A 16966-nucleotide genomic window follows, 5' to 3' on the forward strand; every position below is an offset into this window, starting at 1 on the left:
CATGCACTTAGCGCAGGGTGCCAAACGCAAGGGGTATTGCATGGGCCAGAGAGCGGATGTCTCTGGCCTGTCCGCGTCAGTTCAGCGGGATGTCGTTGTCGGCCTTGCTCTCCTGGTAGGTCTCCGACATCTCGTCGTAGCGCTTGGAGATTGTTGCGACGCGCTCCTCCAGCCGCTTGCGGTCGGCCTCGGGTAGCTCGTGCACCAGCTTGCGCAGCGAAAAGCTCTTCCAGTAGGCGTTTTCGGCGTTGTAGCCGCCTGGTTCCAGGGTGAAGACCTCTTTCAGGATCTTGAGGTCATGCGGGATGGCGAAGCTGTCGCGCGAATCCTCGTGGCTGAAGAGATAATAGAAATTGTCGAAGCCGGCCCAGGTGATGGCCGACAGGCACAGCGAGCAGGGTTCGTGCGTCGACAGGAAGATCAGGTCCTTGGTGTCGGCGCGGGTTGCCTTGGGCATCTCGTAGAAGCGCTTCAGGCAATGCATCTCGCCATGCCAGAGGGGATTCTCGAGTTCGTTGTTGGTCTCGGCGAGGATGAGCGAGCGATCGTCCTTGGCAAGCAGTGCCGCGCCGAACAGCTTGTTGCCCTTCGTCACGCCTTCGGCGGTCTTGGGCACGATGTCGTGTTCGATGACGTCGAAGAGGCGTTCGATGAGGGAGAGTTCGGCCATGTGTCAGAAGCCTTCCGGAAGGGTGATTTCGTAAGGGTGTGAGAAATGGAACTCTTCGAGATTGGGGCCCGTGCCGCCGCGGTCGACGACGACGAAGTCCTGGCTTTCACCGATCGGCGTCAGCACGCCGTGCCAGAGATTGCTGGGATAGTTGACGCCCTGGCCGGGTGCGGTGATGAAGGCGTGCGGCTCACCCGGGCCGTCGCCGACGTCGTGGCAGACGACGACGAGGTAGGGGCGCGGGGTGAGCGGGATGAACGCCTGGCTGCCGAACGGGTGGCGCTCGACCATCGAAAGCTTCAAGGGAAATGCGTAGGGCGTTCCCTTGAAGATGTTGATGATGACGTGGCCATCGGGGCCGGACGCCTCGGCGCGGGCGAGCGCATGGTAGCGCTCGCATTTGCCTGCATTGATCGGGTAGTGTGTGTCGCAGTTGGTATCGATCACCTCGCCGAATTCGGCGAAGTTCTCCCGCGTCAGCGGCTTGGCGACGATCCGCTTCATCTCACCCGACATGGCTTTGGTCCTTAGCGGCGGCGCGTGGCGTTAAATGCGCCGAGCTGCATGTGGCGGTTGACGTCCTTGTAGAGCAGGTAGCGGAACTTGCCGGGACCGCCGGCATAACAGGCTTGCGGGCAGAAGGCGCGCAGCCACATGAAGTCGCCAGCCTCGACCTCGACCCAGTCGTTGTTCAGCCGGTAGACCGCCTTGCCCTCGAGCACGTAGAGGCCGTGCTCCATGACATGGGTTTCGGGGAAGGGAATGATGCCGCCCGGCTCGAAGGTGACCACAGTGACATGCATGTCGTGGCGCAGGTCGTTGGGGTCGACGAAGCGTGTGGTCGCCCAGGCGCCGTTGGTGTCGGGCATCGGGTTTGGCGCGATGTCGTTTTCGTTGAGGAACAGTGGATCGGGCGTGTCGAGGCCGTCCACATACTCATAGGCTTTGCGGATCCAGTGGAACCGCGTGGTTTCCGAACCGGTGTTACGCATCGTCCACCCGCTCGCCGGCGGCAAATAGGCATAGCCGCCCGGCGTCAGCACATGGCTCTTGCCCGCAATCGTGACCGTCACTTCGCCTTCGACGACGAAGAACACGCCCTCGGCGCCCGCGTCCGGCTCCGGCCTATCGCTGCCCCCACCAGGCTGCACTTCCATGATGTATTGCGAGAAGGTCTCGGCGAAGCCCGACAGCGGGCGGGCGATCACCCACGCGCGCGCCTTGTCCCAGTGCGGCAGGAAGCTGGTGACGATGTCCGAAAACTCGCGCTTCGGGATCACTGCATAGGCTTCGGTGAAGACGGCGCGATCGGTGATCAGATCCGTCTGGGGAGGCAGGCCGCCTTTCGGCGCGTAGTAGGAGCGTTTTGTCATGGTTTCTGACGGGGGTCTCAGCGGGGAAGGAGGTCGTGAAGTCGATACCAGGCGATGCGTTCCACCTGCTTGCAGGCAGTCAGGAATTCCTGGTCGCGGTTGTTGGCGATGCGGGTCTCGAATGCCTCGAGGATGCTTGCCTTGTCATTGTCGCGCACGGCGATGATGAAGGGGAAGCCGAACTTCTCGACATAGGTGGTGTTGAGCGCGGTGAAGCGGGCGCGCTCGGCGTCGGTCAGCGCGTCGAGACCGGCGGAGGCCTGCTCCTTCGTCGACTCCTCGGTCAGGCGCTTGGCCTGGGCCAACTTGCCGGCAAGGTCGGGGTGGGCGGTCAAAACACCGAGCCGCTCCGACTCGCTCGCCGAGCGGAAGGCGCGGGAGAGTGCGTTGTGCAGGCCGCCTGCGCTGTCGTGCGCCGGACCGAGCTCGAATTCGAAAGCGCGTTCGGCGATCCAGGGCGAATGCTCGAAGATCGAGCCGAAGCGCTGGACGAACTCGTCGCGGCCCATGCGCGAGGGGCGCAGCGCCTGCGGCTGGTGGGGGTGGGTGTCGCGCCAATGCTGGGCGATGTCCTGGCGGCGGGCCAGCCAGACCTTGTCATGACCCTGCACATATTCGATGAACCGGCGCAGCGCTTCGGCGCGGCCGGGGCGGCCGATGAGGCGGCAGTGCAGGCCGATGCTCATCATGCGTGGCCGGCCGGCGGCACCCTCGCGATAGAGCGTGTCGAAGCTGTCCTTGAGATAGGCGTAGAACTGGTCGCCCGAATTGAAGCCTTGGGCTGTGGCAAAACGCATGTCGTTGGCGTCGAGCGTGTAAGGGATGACCAGTTGCGGTGAAATCGCGTTGCCATGGCCGTCATGGTCGAGCCAGTAGGGCAACTCGTCGTCATAGGTGTCGGAAATCCAATCGAAGCCGCCTTCGGCAGCGGCGAGCCGCACCGAATAGACCGAGGTGCGGCCGAGATAGAGGCCCTTGGGGCGTTCGCCGACGACTTCGGTGTGCAGGCGTATGGCTTCGATCAGGTCGGCGCGCTCGTCGGCCTCGGCGTGATCGCGGTAGTCGATCCAGCGCAGACCGTGCGAGGCGATTTCCCAGTCGGCATCCTGCATCGCCGCGACATGGTCGGGCGAACGTGCAAGGGCTGTCGCCACGCCATAGACGGTGACAGGCACATTGGCTTCGGTGAACATGCGGTGGAGCCGCCAGAAGCCGGCGCGGGCACCGTATTCATAGATCGATTCCATGTTCCAGTGGCGCTTGCCCGGCCATTGTGCCGCGCCGACCACCTCCGACAGGAACGCTTCCGAAGCGGCGTCGCCATGCAGGATGTTGTTTTCGCCGCCCTCTTCGTAGTTGACCACGAACTGCACGCAAACATTCGCGTCGCCAGGCCATTGCGGGTGGGGTGGGTTTGCGCCGTAGCCGCGCATATCTCTTACGTAACGCATGTTCCCTCAAAACCGGATTCTTGCCGGGCACTTGAGCAGAATAACGAAAGGTGCGTCAGACATTCCCTCGAAAAATTTTGAAAGTCTTTTTGTAGTGCTCTGCTCGACCGCACCTTATGCAATGGCCTTAAATGGCGCAAAATCCATGACGATGGCGTTCAGCGCCAATAGGGAGAGCGAATGACAAAGGCCGAAGGCGGACGCCTCACAACCCATGTCCTTGATACTGCGACCGGAAAGCCTGCCGAAGGCCTGGTGATTTCGCTGTTCCGGATCGACGGCGACGCACGCACGCTGCTGAAGACGGTCGCGACCAATTCCGACGGACGCTGCGATGCGCCGCTTCTGGCCGGCGACGAGTTCCGGGCCGGGGAGTACGAGTTGATCTTCGCTGCCGGCGATTATCTCCGTGGCCTGGGCACCGAGCTGCCGAAGCCGGCTTTCCTCGACATCGTGCCGATCCGCTTTGGCATGGCCGAGCCGACGCATTATCATGTGCCGCTGCTGATTTCCCCCTTTGGCTATTCCACCTATCGGGGCAGTTGAGCCATGACGATGGTCAAGACACGCAATCACATCCGCTTCATCCTCAATGGCGAGGACATCAAGCTTTCCGACGTGGCTCCAGACGCTACGCTGCTCGACTATCTCCGCCTGCAGCGTTCGCTGCGCGGCACCAAGGAGGGCTGCGCCGAAGGCGACTGCGGCGCCTGCACGGTGCTGGTCGGCCGGCTCTCCGGCGGCAAGCTCACCTATGAAAGCGTCAATGCCTGCATTCGCTTCATGGGCTCGCTCGACGGCTGCCATGTCGTGACTGTCGAACATCTCGCCGGCGGCGGCGACCGGCTGCACCCCGTTCAGCAGGCGATGGTCGATTTCCACGGCTCGCAATGCGGGTTCTGCACGCCTGGCTTCGTCATGTCGCTCTATGGCCTGTGGATGAAATCGCCGGAGCCTTCCGACGCCGAGATCGAGAAGTCGCTGCAGGGCAATCTCTGCCGCTGCACCGGCTACGAGGCGATCATGCGCGCAGCACGCGCCATTTCCGACTATGGCAAGGTCGCCAAGGATCCGCTGCTGGTCGAGCGCAAGGCGATCACCGCACGGCTCGAAGCCTTCCGCGACGGCGTCCGCGTCGAGGTCGGGGAAGGCAAGGACCGCTTCGTCATCCCGGCAACTGTCGACGATCTCGCCGCCGTGCTCGAAGCAGAGCCGACAGCGACCGTGGTCGCCGGCTCGACCGATGTCGGCCTCTGGGTCACCAAGCATATGCGCAAGATCGCGCCCGTCGTCTTCATCGCCAACATCGAGGGCCTGCAGGGCCTGTCACATGACAGGGGCGTCATCACGATCGGCGCCGGCGTCACCTATACCGAAGCCTTCGAGACGCTGTCGAAGCACATTCCGGCGCTTGGCCCGCTGATCGACCGCATCGGCGGCGAGCAGGTGCGCAACATGGGCACCATTGGCGGCAACATCGCCAATGGCTCGCCGATCGGCGACACGCCGCCGCCCTTGATCGCGTTGGGCGCGACGCTCACGCTGCGCAAGGGCAAGACACGGCGGACGATTTCGCTGCAGGACTTCTTCATCGCCTATGGCAAGCAGGACCGCGCGCCGGGCGAGTTCGTCGAGGCCGTGCATGTGCCGGTGCCGTCGAAGGGCGTCCATTTCGCCGTCCACAAGATCACCAAGCGCCGGGACGAGGACATCACCGCAACACTCGGCGCCTTCTGGCTGAGCCTTGCCAAGGATGGCACCGTCGCCGAAGCCCGCATCGCCTATGGCGGCATGGCGGCGACCCCGAAGCGCGCCAGCGCGGTCGAAGCGGCCCTGGTCGGCCAGCCCTGGACCGAAGCAACGGTGGAGGCAGCTATGGCCAAATACGCCGAGGACTTCACGCCGCTGACCGACATGCGCGCCACCGCCGAATACCGCGCGCTGGCGGCGAGGAACCTGCTGTTGCGTTTCTACATGGAGACGACAGACACCAAGGCGCCGTTGACGGTGTCGAGATACGAGGCTGCGTGACATGACCCAGCATCAACCGAACCTCAAGGCCGCCAAGATCTCCGGCGGCGTCCACACCGACCAGCGCCACGACTCCGCCCACAAGCACGTCGCCGGCGAGGCGATCTACATCGACGACATGCCGGAACCGGCAGGCACGCTTCATGTCGGCCTCGGCCTGTCCAATGTCGCCCATGGCACGCTGAAGTCGGTCGACCTCGCGGCTGTTCGCGCGGCCCCCGGTGTCGTTGACGTGCTGACCTATGCCGACGTGCCCGGCGAGAACGACGTGTCGCCGAGTGGCATGCATGACGACCCGGTCCTGGCCGAGGGCAAAGTCCAGTTCCATGGCCAGCCGATCTTCGCCGTCGTCGCCACGACCCGCGAGCAAGCCCGCCAGGCGGCGCGCCTTGCCAAGATCGAGTATGAAGAGTTGCCGGCGATCCTTGGTATCTGGGACCTCGACCCCGAGAACGACAAGCAGGTGACGACGCCGCTGACGCTCAATCGCGGCGACGCAGCAGCGGCGATAGCCGCTGCTCCGCGCCGGGTGAAGGGGCGGATGAAGCTCGGCGGCCAGGACCATTTCTATCTCGAAGGTCAGGTCTCGCTCGCCGTGCCCGGCGAGGACGACGAGGTAACTGTCTATTGCTCGACGCAGGGACCGAGCGAGACCCAGCATCTCGTTTCCCATGTGCTCGGCGTTCCGAGCCATGCAGTCCAGGTGGAAGTGCGGCGCATGGGCGGCGGCTTCGGCGGCAAGGAAACCCAGGCCAACCAGTGTGCTGCGATCGCCGCGATCGCCGCCAAGAAGCACAAGCGCGCCGTCAAGGTCCGTCTCGACCGTGACGAGGACATGACCGCCACCGGCAAACGCCACGACTTCGCCATCGACTACGAGGTCGGCTTCGACGATGAGGGCCGCATCCTCGGCGTCGACTACATGTTCGCGCTCAATGCCGGCTTCTCGGCCGATCTGTCGGGTCCGGTGGGCGACCGTGCGCTGTTTCACTGCGACAACGCCTATTTCTACCCCAACGTGCATGCCAAGTCGGCGCCGCTCTACACCAATACGGTGTCGAATACGGCGTTTCGCGGCTTCGGCGGCCCGCAGGGCATGGTCGGTGCCGAGCGCGTCATCGACGAGGTCGCCTTTGCCGTCGGCAAGGACTCGCTCGAAATCCGCAAGCTGAATTTCTACGATCCGATGGGCACGCCGGGCGAGCGCAACCTCACGCCCTACCACCAGAAGGTCGAGGACTGCATCATCCAGCGCATCGTCGCCGAGCTCGAGGACAGCGCGCAATATGCCCGCCGCCGCCGCGAAATCGCGGCGTTCAACGCCAACAGCCGCTTCGTCAAGCGCGGCCTGGCGATGACGCCGGTCAAGTTCGGCATCTCGTTTACCAAGACCGAGTCAAACCAGGCTGGTGCCCTGGTGCATGTCTATTCCGACGGCTCGGTGCACATGAACCATGGCGGTACCGAGATGGGGCAGGGCCTGCATCTCAAGGTGGCGCAGGTGGTGGCGGAAGAGTTCCAGATCGACCTCGACCGGGTGAAGATCACCGCGACCACCACGGCCAAGGTGCCCAACACCGCACCCACGGCAGCATCGTCGGGCGCGGACCTCAACGGCATGGCGGCCCAGGATGCGGCGCGGCAGATCCGCAAGCGGCTGACCGACTTCGCCGCCGAGAAATACCAGGTGCCGGCCGACCAGGTGGTGTTCCTGCCCAACCGCGTGCGCGTCGGCAATCAGGAGATTGCCTTCAACGACCTGGTCAAGCAGGCCTATCTCAACCGCATCCAGCTGTCGGCCGCCGGCCACTACAAGACGCCGAAGATCCATTGGGACCGCAGCAAGGGCAGGGGCCATGCCTTCTACTACTACGCCTATGGCGCGGCCTGCGCCGAGGTATCGGTCGACGTTTTGACCGGCGAATATGTTGTCGAGCGCGCCGACATCCTGCATGACACCGGTCGTTCGTTGAACCGGGCCATCGATATCGGCCAGGTCGAGGGCGGCTTCATCCAGGGCATGGGCTGGTTGACCACCGAAGAGTTGTGGTGGGATGGCAAGGGTCGGCTGCGCACGCATGCGCCGTCGACCTACAAGATCCCGCTCGCTTCCGACCGGCCCAAAGTCTTCAACGTCGCGCTGACGGACTGGTCCGAGGCTTATGAGCCGACGATCCATCGTTCGAAGGCCGTCGGCGAGCCGCCGCTGCCGCATGGCATGGCAGTGCTGCATGCGCTGTCGGATGCGGTGGCAAGTGTCGCCGACCACAAGATCTGTCCGCGCCTCGACGCTCCGGCGACGCCCGAGCGCGTGCTGATGGCGATCGAACGCCTCCGGGCCGAGGCGGCCCAGGCCAAGTGACCGCGACCGCCAAGAGCCTCCGGGCCTTCCTTGACGCAGCGCCTTCGGTGGCACTGGTCGAGGTGGCCGAGGCCAGGGGCTCGACCCCGCGCGAAAAAGGCGCGTGGATGCTGGTGTCGCCGCAGCGCATCTTCGGCACCATCGGCGGCGGTCAGCTGGAATTCATGGCGATCGATACCGCGCGTGCCATGCTGGCCGGTTCGTCCAAGCGCAGCACGGTCATGGAGCACGTCACCGGCGATCCCGTCCCGGCGCGCTATCTCGACCATACCAGTGAAACCAAAGACAGCCTTACGCTCGACATTCCACTCGGGCCGGAGATCGGCCAGTGCTGCGGCGGCCGCGTCGAGGTTGCCGTCAGGAACGTCGACGAAGCGATGCGCGCCGATCTGCTGGCCGGCGCCGAGGCATCCGACGCGGGACGTCCGCATGTCTATGTCTTCGGCGGCGGCCATGTCGGGCAGGCATTGGCATCGGCCTTCGCGCTCCTGCCGCTCAACGTCGTCGTCGTCGAGACCCGCGCCGACGCGCTCGAAGGCATGCCCGACAATGTCGTCACGCGGCTGACGCCGATGCCGGAAGAGATGGTTCGCGAAGCCCCCTCAGGCTCGGCCTTCGTCGTTCTGACCCACGACCACGCGCTCGACTTCCTGATCGTCGCCGAGGCATTGAAGCGCGATGACACCTGTTATGTCGGCATGATCGGCTCCAAGACCAAGAAGGCGACGTTCAGGAGCTGGTTTCTCAAGACCGCAGGTGGCAGCGACGAACAGTTCGCGGGGCTGATCTGTCCGATCGGCGGTGACGCGGTGAAAGACAAGCGTCCCGCCGTCATTGCGGCGCTCGCCGCAGCCGAGATCATGACCGCGCTTGTCAGGGCGAACTGACCGGCGTGGCGGCAACGAGGCTGGCGGCTATTCGCTTTCCTGGATGTGGGCTTCGAGGAACCACAGCGACTTGTCGAGTGTGCGCGAATAGGCAGTGAAGATATCGGCGGTATCGGCGTCGCCGGCCTCTCCAGTCTCGTCGATGGCCGTGCGCACGCTTTTCGCGGCGTCGGCATAGCGGTCGATCAGAGCTGCGATATGATCCTTGGTCTTGGAGATGTCGGTCGGATAGGGCTTCAGCTTGCTGGCCTCGACGACGACCTGCGAGGTGCCTAGGGCGGCACCGCCGAGCTGGGCGACGCGTTCGGCGATGGTGTCGACGTGTTCGTCCAAATCCTTGCGGAAGCCGTCCAGCATCTCGTGGATGGCGATGAAGTGCGGCCCCTTGACGTTCCAGTGCGCCTGCTTGGTGATCAGCGCCAGGTCGATCGCATCGGCGAGCCGGGCGTTGAGAAGCTCGATCGAAACCTCCTTGGCGTTGGATTTGAGATCGTTGCGCGTCGGATGGGAAATCACGTGCCTGCTCCTTGATGGCTGGTCGCGCCGCCCGGCGGCTGGCAGGCGGCTCACGCAGGCTACAACAGCCATATGACAGTTCGGTTCCGGGCTGGCCCAGTGGAAAATCAAGCTGATCCGGCGTTACGGGCGACGACTTCGAGATAGGCCGCCTGCAGTTCCAGGCGCACGGGAAGCCTTTTTTGCGCTGCCTCCGACAGCGGCTCGCCGAGATGGTCGGTGCGCAGCTCCTCCATGAAGCGCTCCCACATCTCAGGCCCACCCTTTTCCAGCAGTTCGGCGCGGATGCTGAGCTCTTCGCTGACCGGCAGCCATTTGCGGCCCCAGGCGGCGATCTGGGCGAAGACCGGCAGCAACTCTATCGCCATCTCGGTCAGGGAGTAGATCGCCTTCTGCTTGTGGCTGGGATCGTCGGCCTTGCTGATCAGCCCGTCGTCGAGCAGCCGACGCAGCCGGTCGGCGAGTATGTTGGAGGCGATGCCTTCCTCAGACTGCGTCAGCAACTCGCGAAAGTGCCGGCGATTGCCGAACATCATGTCACGCAGAACGATGAGGCTCCATTTGTCGCCGACCACCTCGAGGGTGAGGTTGATCGGACAGCCCGACCGATGCTGCTGGTTCATGCAAAGTGTCTCCAAAAAACCAGTTGCAATATAAAATCAGTCTGCCTATTTTACAACCAGTTAGTAAATGCAATCAGTTTGGATCTCTTTCGGCCAGCGAGGAAGACATGAACGGCATTTCAGGAATGGACCGCCGCACGATGATGAAGGGCGCAGCCCTTTCCGCGCTGCTGCTGCCCGCGCCGGCATCGGCGCAGCAGGAACAGTCAGTCGCGGCAAGCGCGACGACAACAGGATCAGGGAGCACGACGATAATGACAGGCAAGTTCGCAACCGACCGCCTCGAGCGGATGCACAAGGTCATGGCGGGCCATGTCGAAAGCGGCGACGTGCCGGGCCTCGTCTGGGCGGTCAGTCGCGGCGGCGAGACCCATGTCGAGGCAGCGGGTGCGCTTGCGCTCGGCGGTACGGCGCCGATGCGCCGCGACAGCATCTTTCGCATCGCCTCGTTGACCAAGCCGGTCACCGCGGTCGCGGCAATGATCCTGGCCGAGGAATCCAGGCTGCGCCTCGACGACCCGGTCGACAGATGGCTGCCCGAGCTTGCCCACCGCAAGGTGCTCAACGCCATCGACGGCCAGCTCACCGACACCGTTCCGGCCAGCCGGCCGATCACGCTGCGCGACCTGCTCACCCTGCGCTTCGGCGTCGGCGCGATCATGGTCTATCCCTTCGCCTATCCGGTGCAGCATGCGATGGCCGAAGCCGGCATCGCGCCAAGTGCCGACCTGTACCGCGGCTCGCCCGATGCCTTCATGAAGGCCGTCGGTTCCCTACCGCTCGCGCATCAGCCGGGTAAGGGTTGGCTCTACCACACCGGCCTCGACGTCGCCGGCGTGCTTGTTGCGCGCGCGGCTGGTCAGCCGCTGTCCGCCTTCATGCAAGAGCGCATCTTCGGCCCGCTCGGCATGAAGGACACCGGCTTCCATGTGCCGGCCGAGAAGGTCGACAGGCTTGCTACCGCATATTCCAGGGATTTCCAGAGCGGCAAGCTCGGCGTCTATGACGAGGCCAAGGGCGGGCTGTTCGCCAGGCCGGCCATTTTCGAATCCGGTGGCGGCGGGCTTGTCTCTACGGCTGACGACTATCTCGCCTTCCAACGCATGATGCTCGGCAAGGGCAAGCTTGGCAGCCAGCGCATCCTGTCGCGCGCCTCGGTCGAGCTGATGACGTCAGACCAGCTCACCGACGAGCAGAAGGCGAGCGCTGCGATGTTCTTCAACGGCAATTCCGGCTGGGGGCTCGGCATGTCGGTGGCGCTCAAGCGCGACAATCTCTTTACGACGCCGGGAAGGTTCGGCTGGGACGGCGGCTATGGCACCTCTGCCTATGCCGACCCGGCCAATGACTTTGCCGGCATCCTGCTGTCCCAGAAGCTGATGGACTCGCCCGAGGCGCCCAAGCACTATGTCGACTTCTGGACCTCGGCCTACCAGGCGATCGAGGGATGAGGTGCCGGCCTAACGTCTTCGCCCGCCTCACTTGCCAGCAAGGATATCCTTGATCAGCTTGTGGCAGCGCTCCGCCATGAAGTCGAGCAGCAGCCGGACCTTCGGGTCCTGCAGCTTCTTGTGCGGATAGACGGCGGCAAACTGCACCGGCGTCGGCGGCGTCTGCGGCAGGATGATCTTCAGCCGCTGGTCGCGGATGAAGGGCTCGACCTCGAAGCGCGGCTTGTTGATGATGCCACGCCCGGCCAGCGCCCAGCCGGTCAGCACGTCGCCGTCGTCGGAATCGAACGGGCCGTGGACCTCGAACTTGGTCGGCCCGTTGGGCGTCTCCAACGTCCAGAAATATTCGCGTGAGCCGGGATAACGCAGCATCAGGCAGTCATGCTTCTTGCCGATCAGCTCATTGGCGCTTTCCGGTTCGCCGCGCTTTTCCAGATATTTGGGTGCTGCGACCAGCACCCGCTCGCATTCCATGATGCCGCGCATCCTGAGGCTGGAATCCTCGATCACGCCGAGCCGGAAGGCAACGTCGAGACCTTCCTTGAGGATATCGACATTGTGGTCCGAAAGCCTGAGCCTGACCTCGATGTCGGGATACTTGTCGTGGAATTCGGGAATGCCCGAGGCGACAAGCCGACGGCCCAGACCGAGCGGGGCGGTGACGCGGATGGTGCCGCGCGGCTGGCCGGAAAGCGCCGAGACGGCGGCTTCGGCCTCGGTGATCGCTTCCAGCACCTGCTTGGCGCCGGAATAGAACACGTTGCCGTGCTCGGTCGGCATCAACTGGCGCGTCGTGCGGTTGAACAGGCGCACGCCGAGGTGCTTCTCCAGCTCCTTGATGCGATTGGAGGCGACCGCCGGCGATATGCGCATGTCGCGGCCCGCGGCGGAGAGATTGCCGAGTTCCACGACGCGAACGAAGACCGCGATATTGTCGAGATATGCCATGCGAGACCGATGGTTCCATAGCCGGCTTGTGCCGTGCAGCGCTACGCTAGTATTTTCCAGATTTTTTTGAAAGTCATCGCGAATCCTTTCACTTCCCCAATGCATCGGGCATCGTAAGATCGGCACGCTGCGAAAAAGGGACGGCGGATGTACGACTTGGCGTTTTTCATGGACTGGGCGAGCTTCGCCGTGCGGTGGCTGCATGTCATCACCGCCATGGCCTGGATCGGCTCGTCGTTCTACTTCATCGCGCTCGATCTCGGGCTGCGCAAGCATGACGGCCTGCCGGTCGGCGCCCATGGCGAGGAATGGCAGGTTCATGGCGGCGGCTTCTACCACATCCAGAAATACCTGGTGGCGCCGGCCCAGATGCCGGAGCACCTGACCTGGTTCAAGTGGGAATCCTACGCCACCTGGCTGTCGGGCTTCACGCTGCTCTGCCTGGTCTATTACGGCGGCGCCGAGCTGTTCCTGATCGACCGCAACGTGCTCGACGTATCGGCGCCTGTCGCCATCGCCATTTCGCTTGCCTCGATCGGCCTCGGCTGGGTGATCTACGACCAGCTCTGCAAGTCGAAACTCGGTGACCACGACACGCTTTTGATGATCGTTCTCTACGTCATCGTGGTGTTCATGAGCTGGGGCTATACACAGCTGTTCACCGGCCGCGCCGCCTTCCTGCATCTTGGCGCCTTTACGGCGACGATCATGTCGGCCAACGTCTTCATCACCATCATCCCGAACCAGAAGATCGTCGTCGCCGACCTCATCGCCGGTCGCAAGCCCGACCCGAAATACGGCAAGATCGCCAAGACGCGCTCGACGCACAACAACTACCTGACCCTGCCGGTCGTGTTCCTGATGCTGTCGAACCACTACCCGCTGGCCTTCGGTACCGAGTTCAACTGGATCATCGCCGCGCTCATCTTCATCATCGGCGTCTTGATCCGCCACTACTTCAACACGGTGCACAAGCGTGAAGGCAACCCGCACTGGACCTGGCTCGCCGCTGCCCTGTTGTTCGTCGTCATCATGTGGCTGTCGACCGTGCCCAAGGTATTGACCGGCGAGGACAAGAACGCCTCCGTCCTCACCGAGCCCTATATTGCCGCAGCCCAGTTCCCCAAGGTTCGTGACACGGTTCTCGGCCGCTGCGCCATGTGCCACGCCAACGAGCCGTCCTACGAAGGCGTCTACCATGCGCCGAAGGGCGTGGTGCTGGAGACCGACAACGCAATCGCCTTGCATGCGCGTGAGATTTACCTGCAGGCTGGCCGCAGCCATGCCATGCCGCCGGCCAACGTGACCCAGATCACACCCGAGGAGCGGGCGTTGCTGGTCGCCTGGTATGAACAGGCGCGCAAGTAGCGCCTGCGACCTACGGATTGAAAGTTCGAGGCGCGCTCGTCGCGCTCACCTTGACGCGCGGCAAAACGGGCCGCGATGTGGCCACGCCAGAAAGCCTGTAGAGTTCGATCATGACCACCACACTCCTTCGCGGCCGTACCTTGTCCTTCCTGCGCTGGCCCGATAGCGCAGACGACCATGCGTCCTATGCCTATGAGGAAGATGGTGCGGTGCTGATGCGCGACGGCAAGATCGCGGCCGTCGGCGCCTATTCGGAGATCGCGGCCCAGGCCGGTGACGCCAAGGTCGTCGACCATCGCCCGCATCTGATCCTGCCCGGCTTCATCGATGGGCATGTCCATATCCCGCAGATGCAGATCATTGCGTCCTATGGCGCCGAGCTGCTGGAATGGCTGAACAAGTACACTTTCCCCGAGGAAACGCGCTTCATCGACACCCAGCATGGCCGCCGCATCGCGCGCCTGTTCCTCGACGAGATGGTGCGCCACGGCACGACGACCGTTGCCGCCTATTGCTCGGTGCACAAGCAGTCGGCCGAGGCGTTCTTCGCCGAATCGCATGAGCGCAACATGCTCAACATCGCCGGCAAGGTGATGATGGACCGCAATGCCCCCGACGGTCTGCTCGATACGCCGCAGGCGAGCTATGACGATACCAAGGCATTGATCAAGGAATGGCACGGCAAGGGCCGCCAGCACTATGCCATTACGCCGCGCTTCGCCATCACATCGACCCCCGAGCAGATGGAGATGGCCGGCCAGCTGGCGTGCGAGCATCCCGACCTGCACATCCAGACGCATCTGTCGGAAAACCACGCCGAGATCGCCTTCACCCAGGAGCTCTATCCCTGGTCGCGCGACTATACCGACGTCTACGAACACTACGGCCTGCTCGGCAAACGCACGCTGCTCGGCCACTGCATCCATCTCGGCGAGCGTGAATCCGACGCGATCTCCGAGCATGGCTCGATCGCCGTGTTCTGCCCGACCTCCAACCTGTTCCTTGGCTCGGGCCTGTTCGACTACCAGCGCTACCGCAAGCGTGACAGGCCGCTCCGGATCGCCACCGCCACCGACGTCGGCGGCGGCACCAACTATTCGATGCTGCGCACCATGGACGAGGCCTACAAGGTCATTGCGCTCAACGGCGAGAAGCTGAACCCGCTGGCTTCCTACTGGCAACTGACGCGCGGCAATGCCGAGGCGCTGTCGATAGCAGACAAGGTCGGCACGCTCGACGTCGGCACCGACGCCGACCTCGTGGTGCTTAACGCCCGCGCCACGCCTGGCATGCGGCTCAGGATGGAGCGCTGCGGCACGCTGGCCGAGGAGCTGTTCCTGCTGCAGACGCTCGGCGACGACCGCGCCGTGGTGGAAGTTTATGTCGCAGGCAAAGCCGCCAAGACGACGATGGATCAGGCTGCCTGACCTTGCGTCATTGCCTCGCGTCTGCCATGTGAGCCGTGTCTGACGGAGGAACGGACGATGGCAGCAGCCGAGGACCTGAAAAAGATCGCCGAGCAGGAGGACCGACTGGTCTTTGAGCGCTTCGACGAGGCGGTTGCCTTCGATATCGGCTCGGCCATCCGCGCCCGCGCCGTTGCCGAAAAGCTGCCGATCGTGGTCGACATCAGGCTTTGGGACCGGACCTTGTTTTACTGCGCCCTGCCGGGCTCGACGTGTGGCAACACCGAATGGGCGCGGCGCAAGATCAATGTTGTCAAGGTTTTCCACCGCAGCAGCTACCGCATGGTGCTGACCAAGGCCCGCGAGGACCGTACCTTCCCGATCGGCGAGGCCTTGCCCATCGAAGACTATGTGCTGGCCGGCGGCGGCTTCCCGATCAAGGTCAAGGGCGTCGGTGTCATTGGTGCCATTGCCGTTTCAGGACTGCCGGAGCGCCAGGACCACGAGGTGGTGGTGGCGGCGGTCGCCGAGCATCTCGGCATTCCCAGCCGCGAACTCGCCTTGCCCCCCGTTGCGAACAGCTGAAAGAGTTTGAACGTCCCGATGGCCATGACCGACCCGAAGCAGTTGCTGACCAGCGTTTTCGAAGCCGCCGTGGCGGCCGCCGATCCCGAGCTCACCATCCGCCGCCACCTGCCGGCAAAGCCCAAGGGACGGACGATTGTCATTGGCGCCGGCAAGGGCTCGGCCCAGATGGCGGCCGCTTTCGAAAAAGCCTGGGACGGACCGCTGGAGGGCGTGGTGGTCACCCGCTACGGCTTTGCCGCCCCTTGCGAGCGCATCAGGATCGTCGAGGCCTCGCACCCGGTGCCCGACGCCAACGGCCTCGAAGCGGCGAAGCTTCTGCTCCAGACGATCTCCGGCCTGACCGAGGACGACCTCGTCGTCGCTTTGATCTCGGGCGGCGGCTCGGCGCTGCTGCCGTCGCCGGCGGGGAACCTGACCCTTGCCGATGAGATCGCCGTCAATGAGGCGCTGCTCGCTTCCGGCGCGCCGATCTCGGCGATGAACACCATTCGCAAGCACATTTCAGGCATCAAGGGCGGCCGGCTGGCTGCAGCGGCGCATCCCGCCCGCGTCGTCTCGCTTGTCGTGTCCGACATTCCCGGCGACAATCCGGCTTTGGTAGCCTCGGGTCCGACGGTGCCTGATGAGACGTCGCGCGCCGATGCGCTGCGCCTGATCGAAACCTACCGCATCGCGCTGCCCGCCAATGTCATCGCCCACATCAACTCGGCTGCCGCCGACGCGCCGCAGCCGACCGACCCGCGCTTCGCCCGCAACGAGGTGCATGTCATCGCCTCTGCCGCCGTGTCGCTCGACGCTGCCGCCGAAGCCGCGCGCAAGCAGGGCGTTGAGACCGTTATCCTCTCCGACGCCATCGAGGGCGAGGCACGCGAGGTCGGTGGCGTGCATGCGGCCATCGCCCGCGAAGTCGCGACCCGCAACCGGCCGTTCAACAAGCCGGTGCTGATCCTGTCCGGCGGCGAGACCACGGTGACCCTTAGGGCCAAGGGCAAGGGAGGCCGCAACAGCGAGTTCCTGCTTGCCTTCGCCATCGGCATCGACGGCCTCCAGGGCATCGACGCGCTGGCCGCCGATACCGACGGCATCGACGGTTCCGAGGACAATGCCGGCGCCTTTGCCGACGGCTCCACTGTTTCGCGCATGCATGCTGCCAGCGTCGACGCCAAGGCGATGCTGGCCGGCAACAATGCCTGGACGGCGTTCAACTCGGTGGGCGATCTTTTCGTCCCCGGGCCGACCGGCACCAACGTCAACGACCTCAGGGCGATCCTGATCCGGTAGCTGGCATACGC

The 16966-nt window shown here is 64.1% G+C and carries 16 protein-coding genes; 9 read left to right on the forward strand and 7 right to left on the reverse strand.

The features are described from left to right. Window positions 1-76: 76 nt before the first annotated feature. From H5P29_RS10275 to puuE, 4 genes are read right to left on the reverse strand one after another with little or no spacing between them, the layout of a single operon-like run. Window positions 77-670: a nucleoside deaminase gene (locus tag H5P29_RS10275; RefSeq protein ID WP_154386410.1), complete on the reverse strand. Its 594-nt coding sequence runs from the start codon at window positions 668-670 to the stop codon at window positions 77-79. A 3-nt stretch (window positions 671-673) separates the two neighbouring features. Further along, window positions 674-1174, reverse strand: coding sequence for an ureidoglycolate lyase (locus tag H5P29_RS10280; protein WP_154386427.1), 501 nt, complete (start codon window positions 1172-1174; stop codon window positions 674-676). Window positions 1175-1197: 23 nt separating this feature from the next. Further along, a complete protein-coding gene (locus H5P29_RS10285; RefSeq protein WP_154386411.1) occupies window positions 1198-2043 on the reverse strand; it encodes a bifunctional allantoicase/(S)-ureidoglycine aminohydrolase in 846 nt (281 codons plus the stop codon). Between the two features lie 17 nt (window positions 2044-2060). Next, entirely contained in the window at window positions 2061-3494 is a 1434-nt protein-coding gene (gene puuE / locus H5P29_RS10290; RefSeq protein ID WP_154386412.1) for an allantoinase PuuE, read from the reverse strand. Window positions 3495-3674: 180 nt separating this feature from the next. On the opposite strand from puuE, the gene uraH reads away from it, so the two are divergent. From uraH to xdhC, 4 genes are read left to right on the forward strand one after another with little or no spacing between them, the layout of a single operon-like run. Beyond that, window positions 3675-4040: a hydroxyisourate hydrolase gene (gene uraH / locus H5P29_RS10295; RefSeq protein WP_154386413.1), complete on the forward strand. Its 366-nt coding sequence runs from the start codon at window positions 3675-3677 to the stop codon at window positions 4038-4040. A gap of 3 nt (window positions 4041-4043) precedes the next feature. After that, window positions 4044-5525, forward strand: coding sequence for a xanthine dehydrogenase small subunit (gene xdhA, locus H5P29_RS10300; RefSeq protein ID WP_067958035.1), 1482 nt, complete (start codon window positions 4044-4046; stop codon window positions 5523-5525). A gap of 1 nt (window position 5526) precedes the next feature. Continuing rightward, complete coding sequence (xdhB, locus tag H5P29_RS10305) at window positions 5527-7887, forward strand: xanthine dehydrogenase molybdopterin binding subunit (protein ID WP_154386414.1); 2361 nt, start codon at window positions 5527-5529, stop codon at window positions 7885-7887. Then, a complete protein-coding gene (xdhC, locus tag H5P29_RS10310; protein ID WP_067958042.1) occupies window positions 7884-8774 on the forward strand; it encodes a xanthine dehydrogenase accessory protein XdhC in 891 nt (296 codons plus the stop codon). Before xdhB ends, xdhC begins: the two co-directional genes overlap by 4 nt. A gap of 27 nt (window positions 8775-8801) precedes the next feature. On the opposite strand, the gene dps is transcribed toward xdhC, so the two are convergent. Continuing rightward, window positions 8802-9290 (reverse strand): DNA starvation/stationary phase protection protein Dps, encoded by a 489-nt coding sequence (gene dps, locus H5P29_RS10315; protein WP_246787037.1) that lies wholly within the window; start codon window positions 9288-9290, stop codon window positions 8802-8804. A gap of 107 nt (window positions 9291-9397) precedes the next feature. Further along, a complete protein-coding gene (locus H5P29_RS10320) occupies window positions 9398-9913 on the reverse strand; it encodes a helix-turn-helix domain-containing protein (RefSeq protein WP_067958048.1) in 516 nt (171 codons plus the stop codon). Between the two features lie 107 nt (window positions 9914-10020). On the opposite strand from H5P29_RS10320, the gene H5P29_RS10325 reads away from it, so the two are divergent. Continuing rightward, entirely contained in the window at window positions 10021-11364 is a 1344-nt protein-coding gene (locus tag H5P29_RS10325) for a serine hydrolase (RefSeq protein ID WP_185910324.1), read from the forward strand. Between the two features lie 27 nt (window positions 11365-11391). Here H5P29_RS10325 and H5P29_RS10330 read toward each other — a convergent pair whose 3' ends face one another. Further along, window positions 11392-12312: a LysR family transcriptional regulator gene (locus tag H5P29_RS10330; RefSeq protein ID WP_067958054.1), complete on the reverse strand. Its 921-nt coding sequence runs from the start codon at window positions 12310-12312 to the stop codon at window positions 11392-11394. Between the two features lie 147 nt (window positions 12313-12459). On the opposite strand from H5P29_RS10330, the gene H5P29_RS10335 reads away from it, so the two are divergent. The 4 genes from H5P29_RS10335 to H5P29_RS10350 all read left to right on the forward strand — a co-directional run bounded on the left by H5P29_RS10335 (window position 12460) and on the right by H5P29_RS10350 (window position 16955). Beyond that, window positions 12460-13680 (forward strand): urate hydroxylase PuuD, encoded by a 1221-nt coding sequence (locus tag H5P29_RS10335; RefSeq protein WP_067958057.1) that lies wholly within the window; start codon window positions 12460-12462, stop codon window positions 13678-13680. Between the two features lie 110 nt (window positions 13681-13790). Then, entirely contained in the window at window positions 13791-15107 is a 1317-nt protein-coding gene (gene guaD / locus H5P29_RS10340) for a guanine deaminase (protein WP_067958060.1), read from the forward strand. Window positions 15108-15164: 57 nt separating this feature from the next. Beyond that, window positions 15165-15671: a heme-degrading domain-containing protein gene (locus tag H5P29_RS10345; RefSeq protein WP_067958063.1), complete on the forward strand. Its 507-nt coding sequence runs from the start codon at window positions 15165-15167 to the stop codon at window positions 15669-15671. A gap of 18 nt (window positions 15672-15689) precedes the next feature. Continuing rightward, window positions 15690-16955, forward strand: a complete 1266-nt coding sequence (locus tag H5P29_RS10350) for a glycerate kinase (protein WP_067958066.1) — start codon at window positions 15690-15692, stop codon at window positions 16953-16955. Window positions 16956-16966: the final 11 nt, after the last annotated feature.

It is taken from the genome of Aminobacter sp. MDW-2, assembly GCF_014250155.1.
Taxonomy (GTDB): Bacteria; Pseudomonadota; Alphaproteobacteria; order Rhizobiales; family Rhizobiaceae; genus Aminobacter; species Aminobacter ciceronei.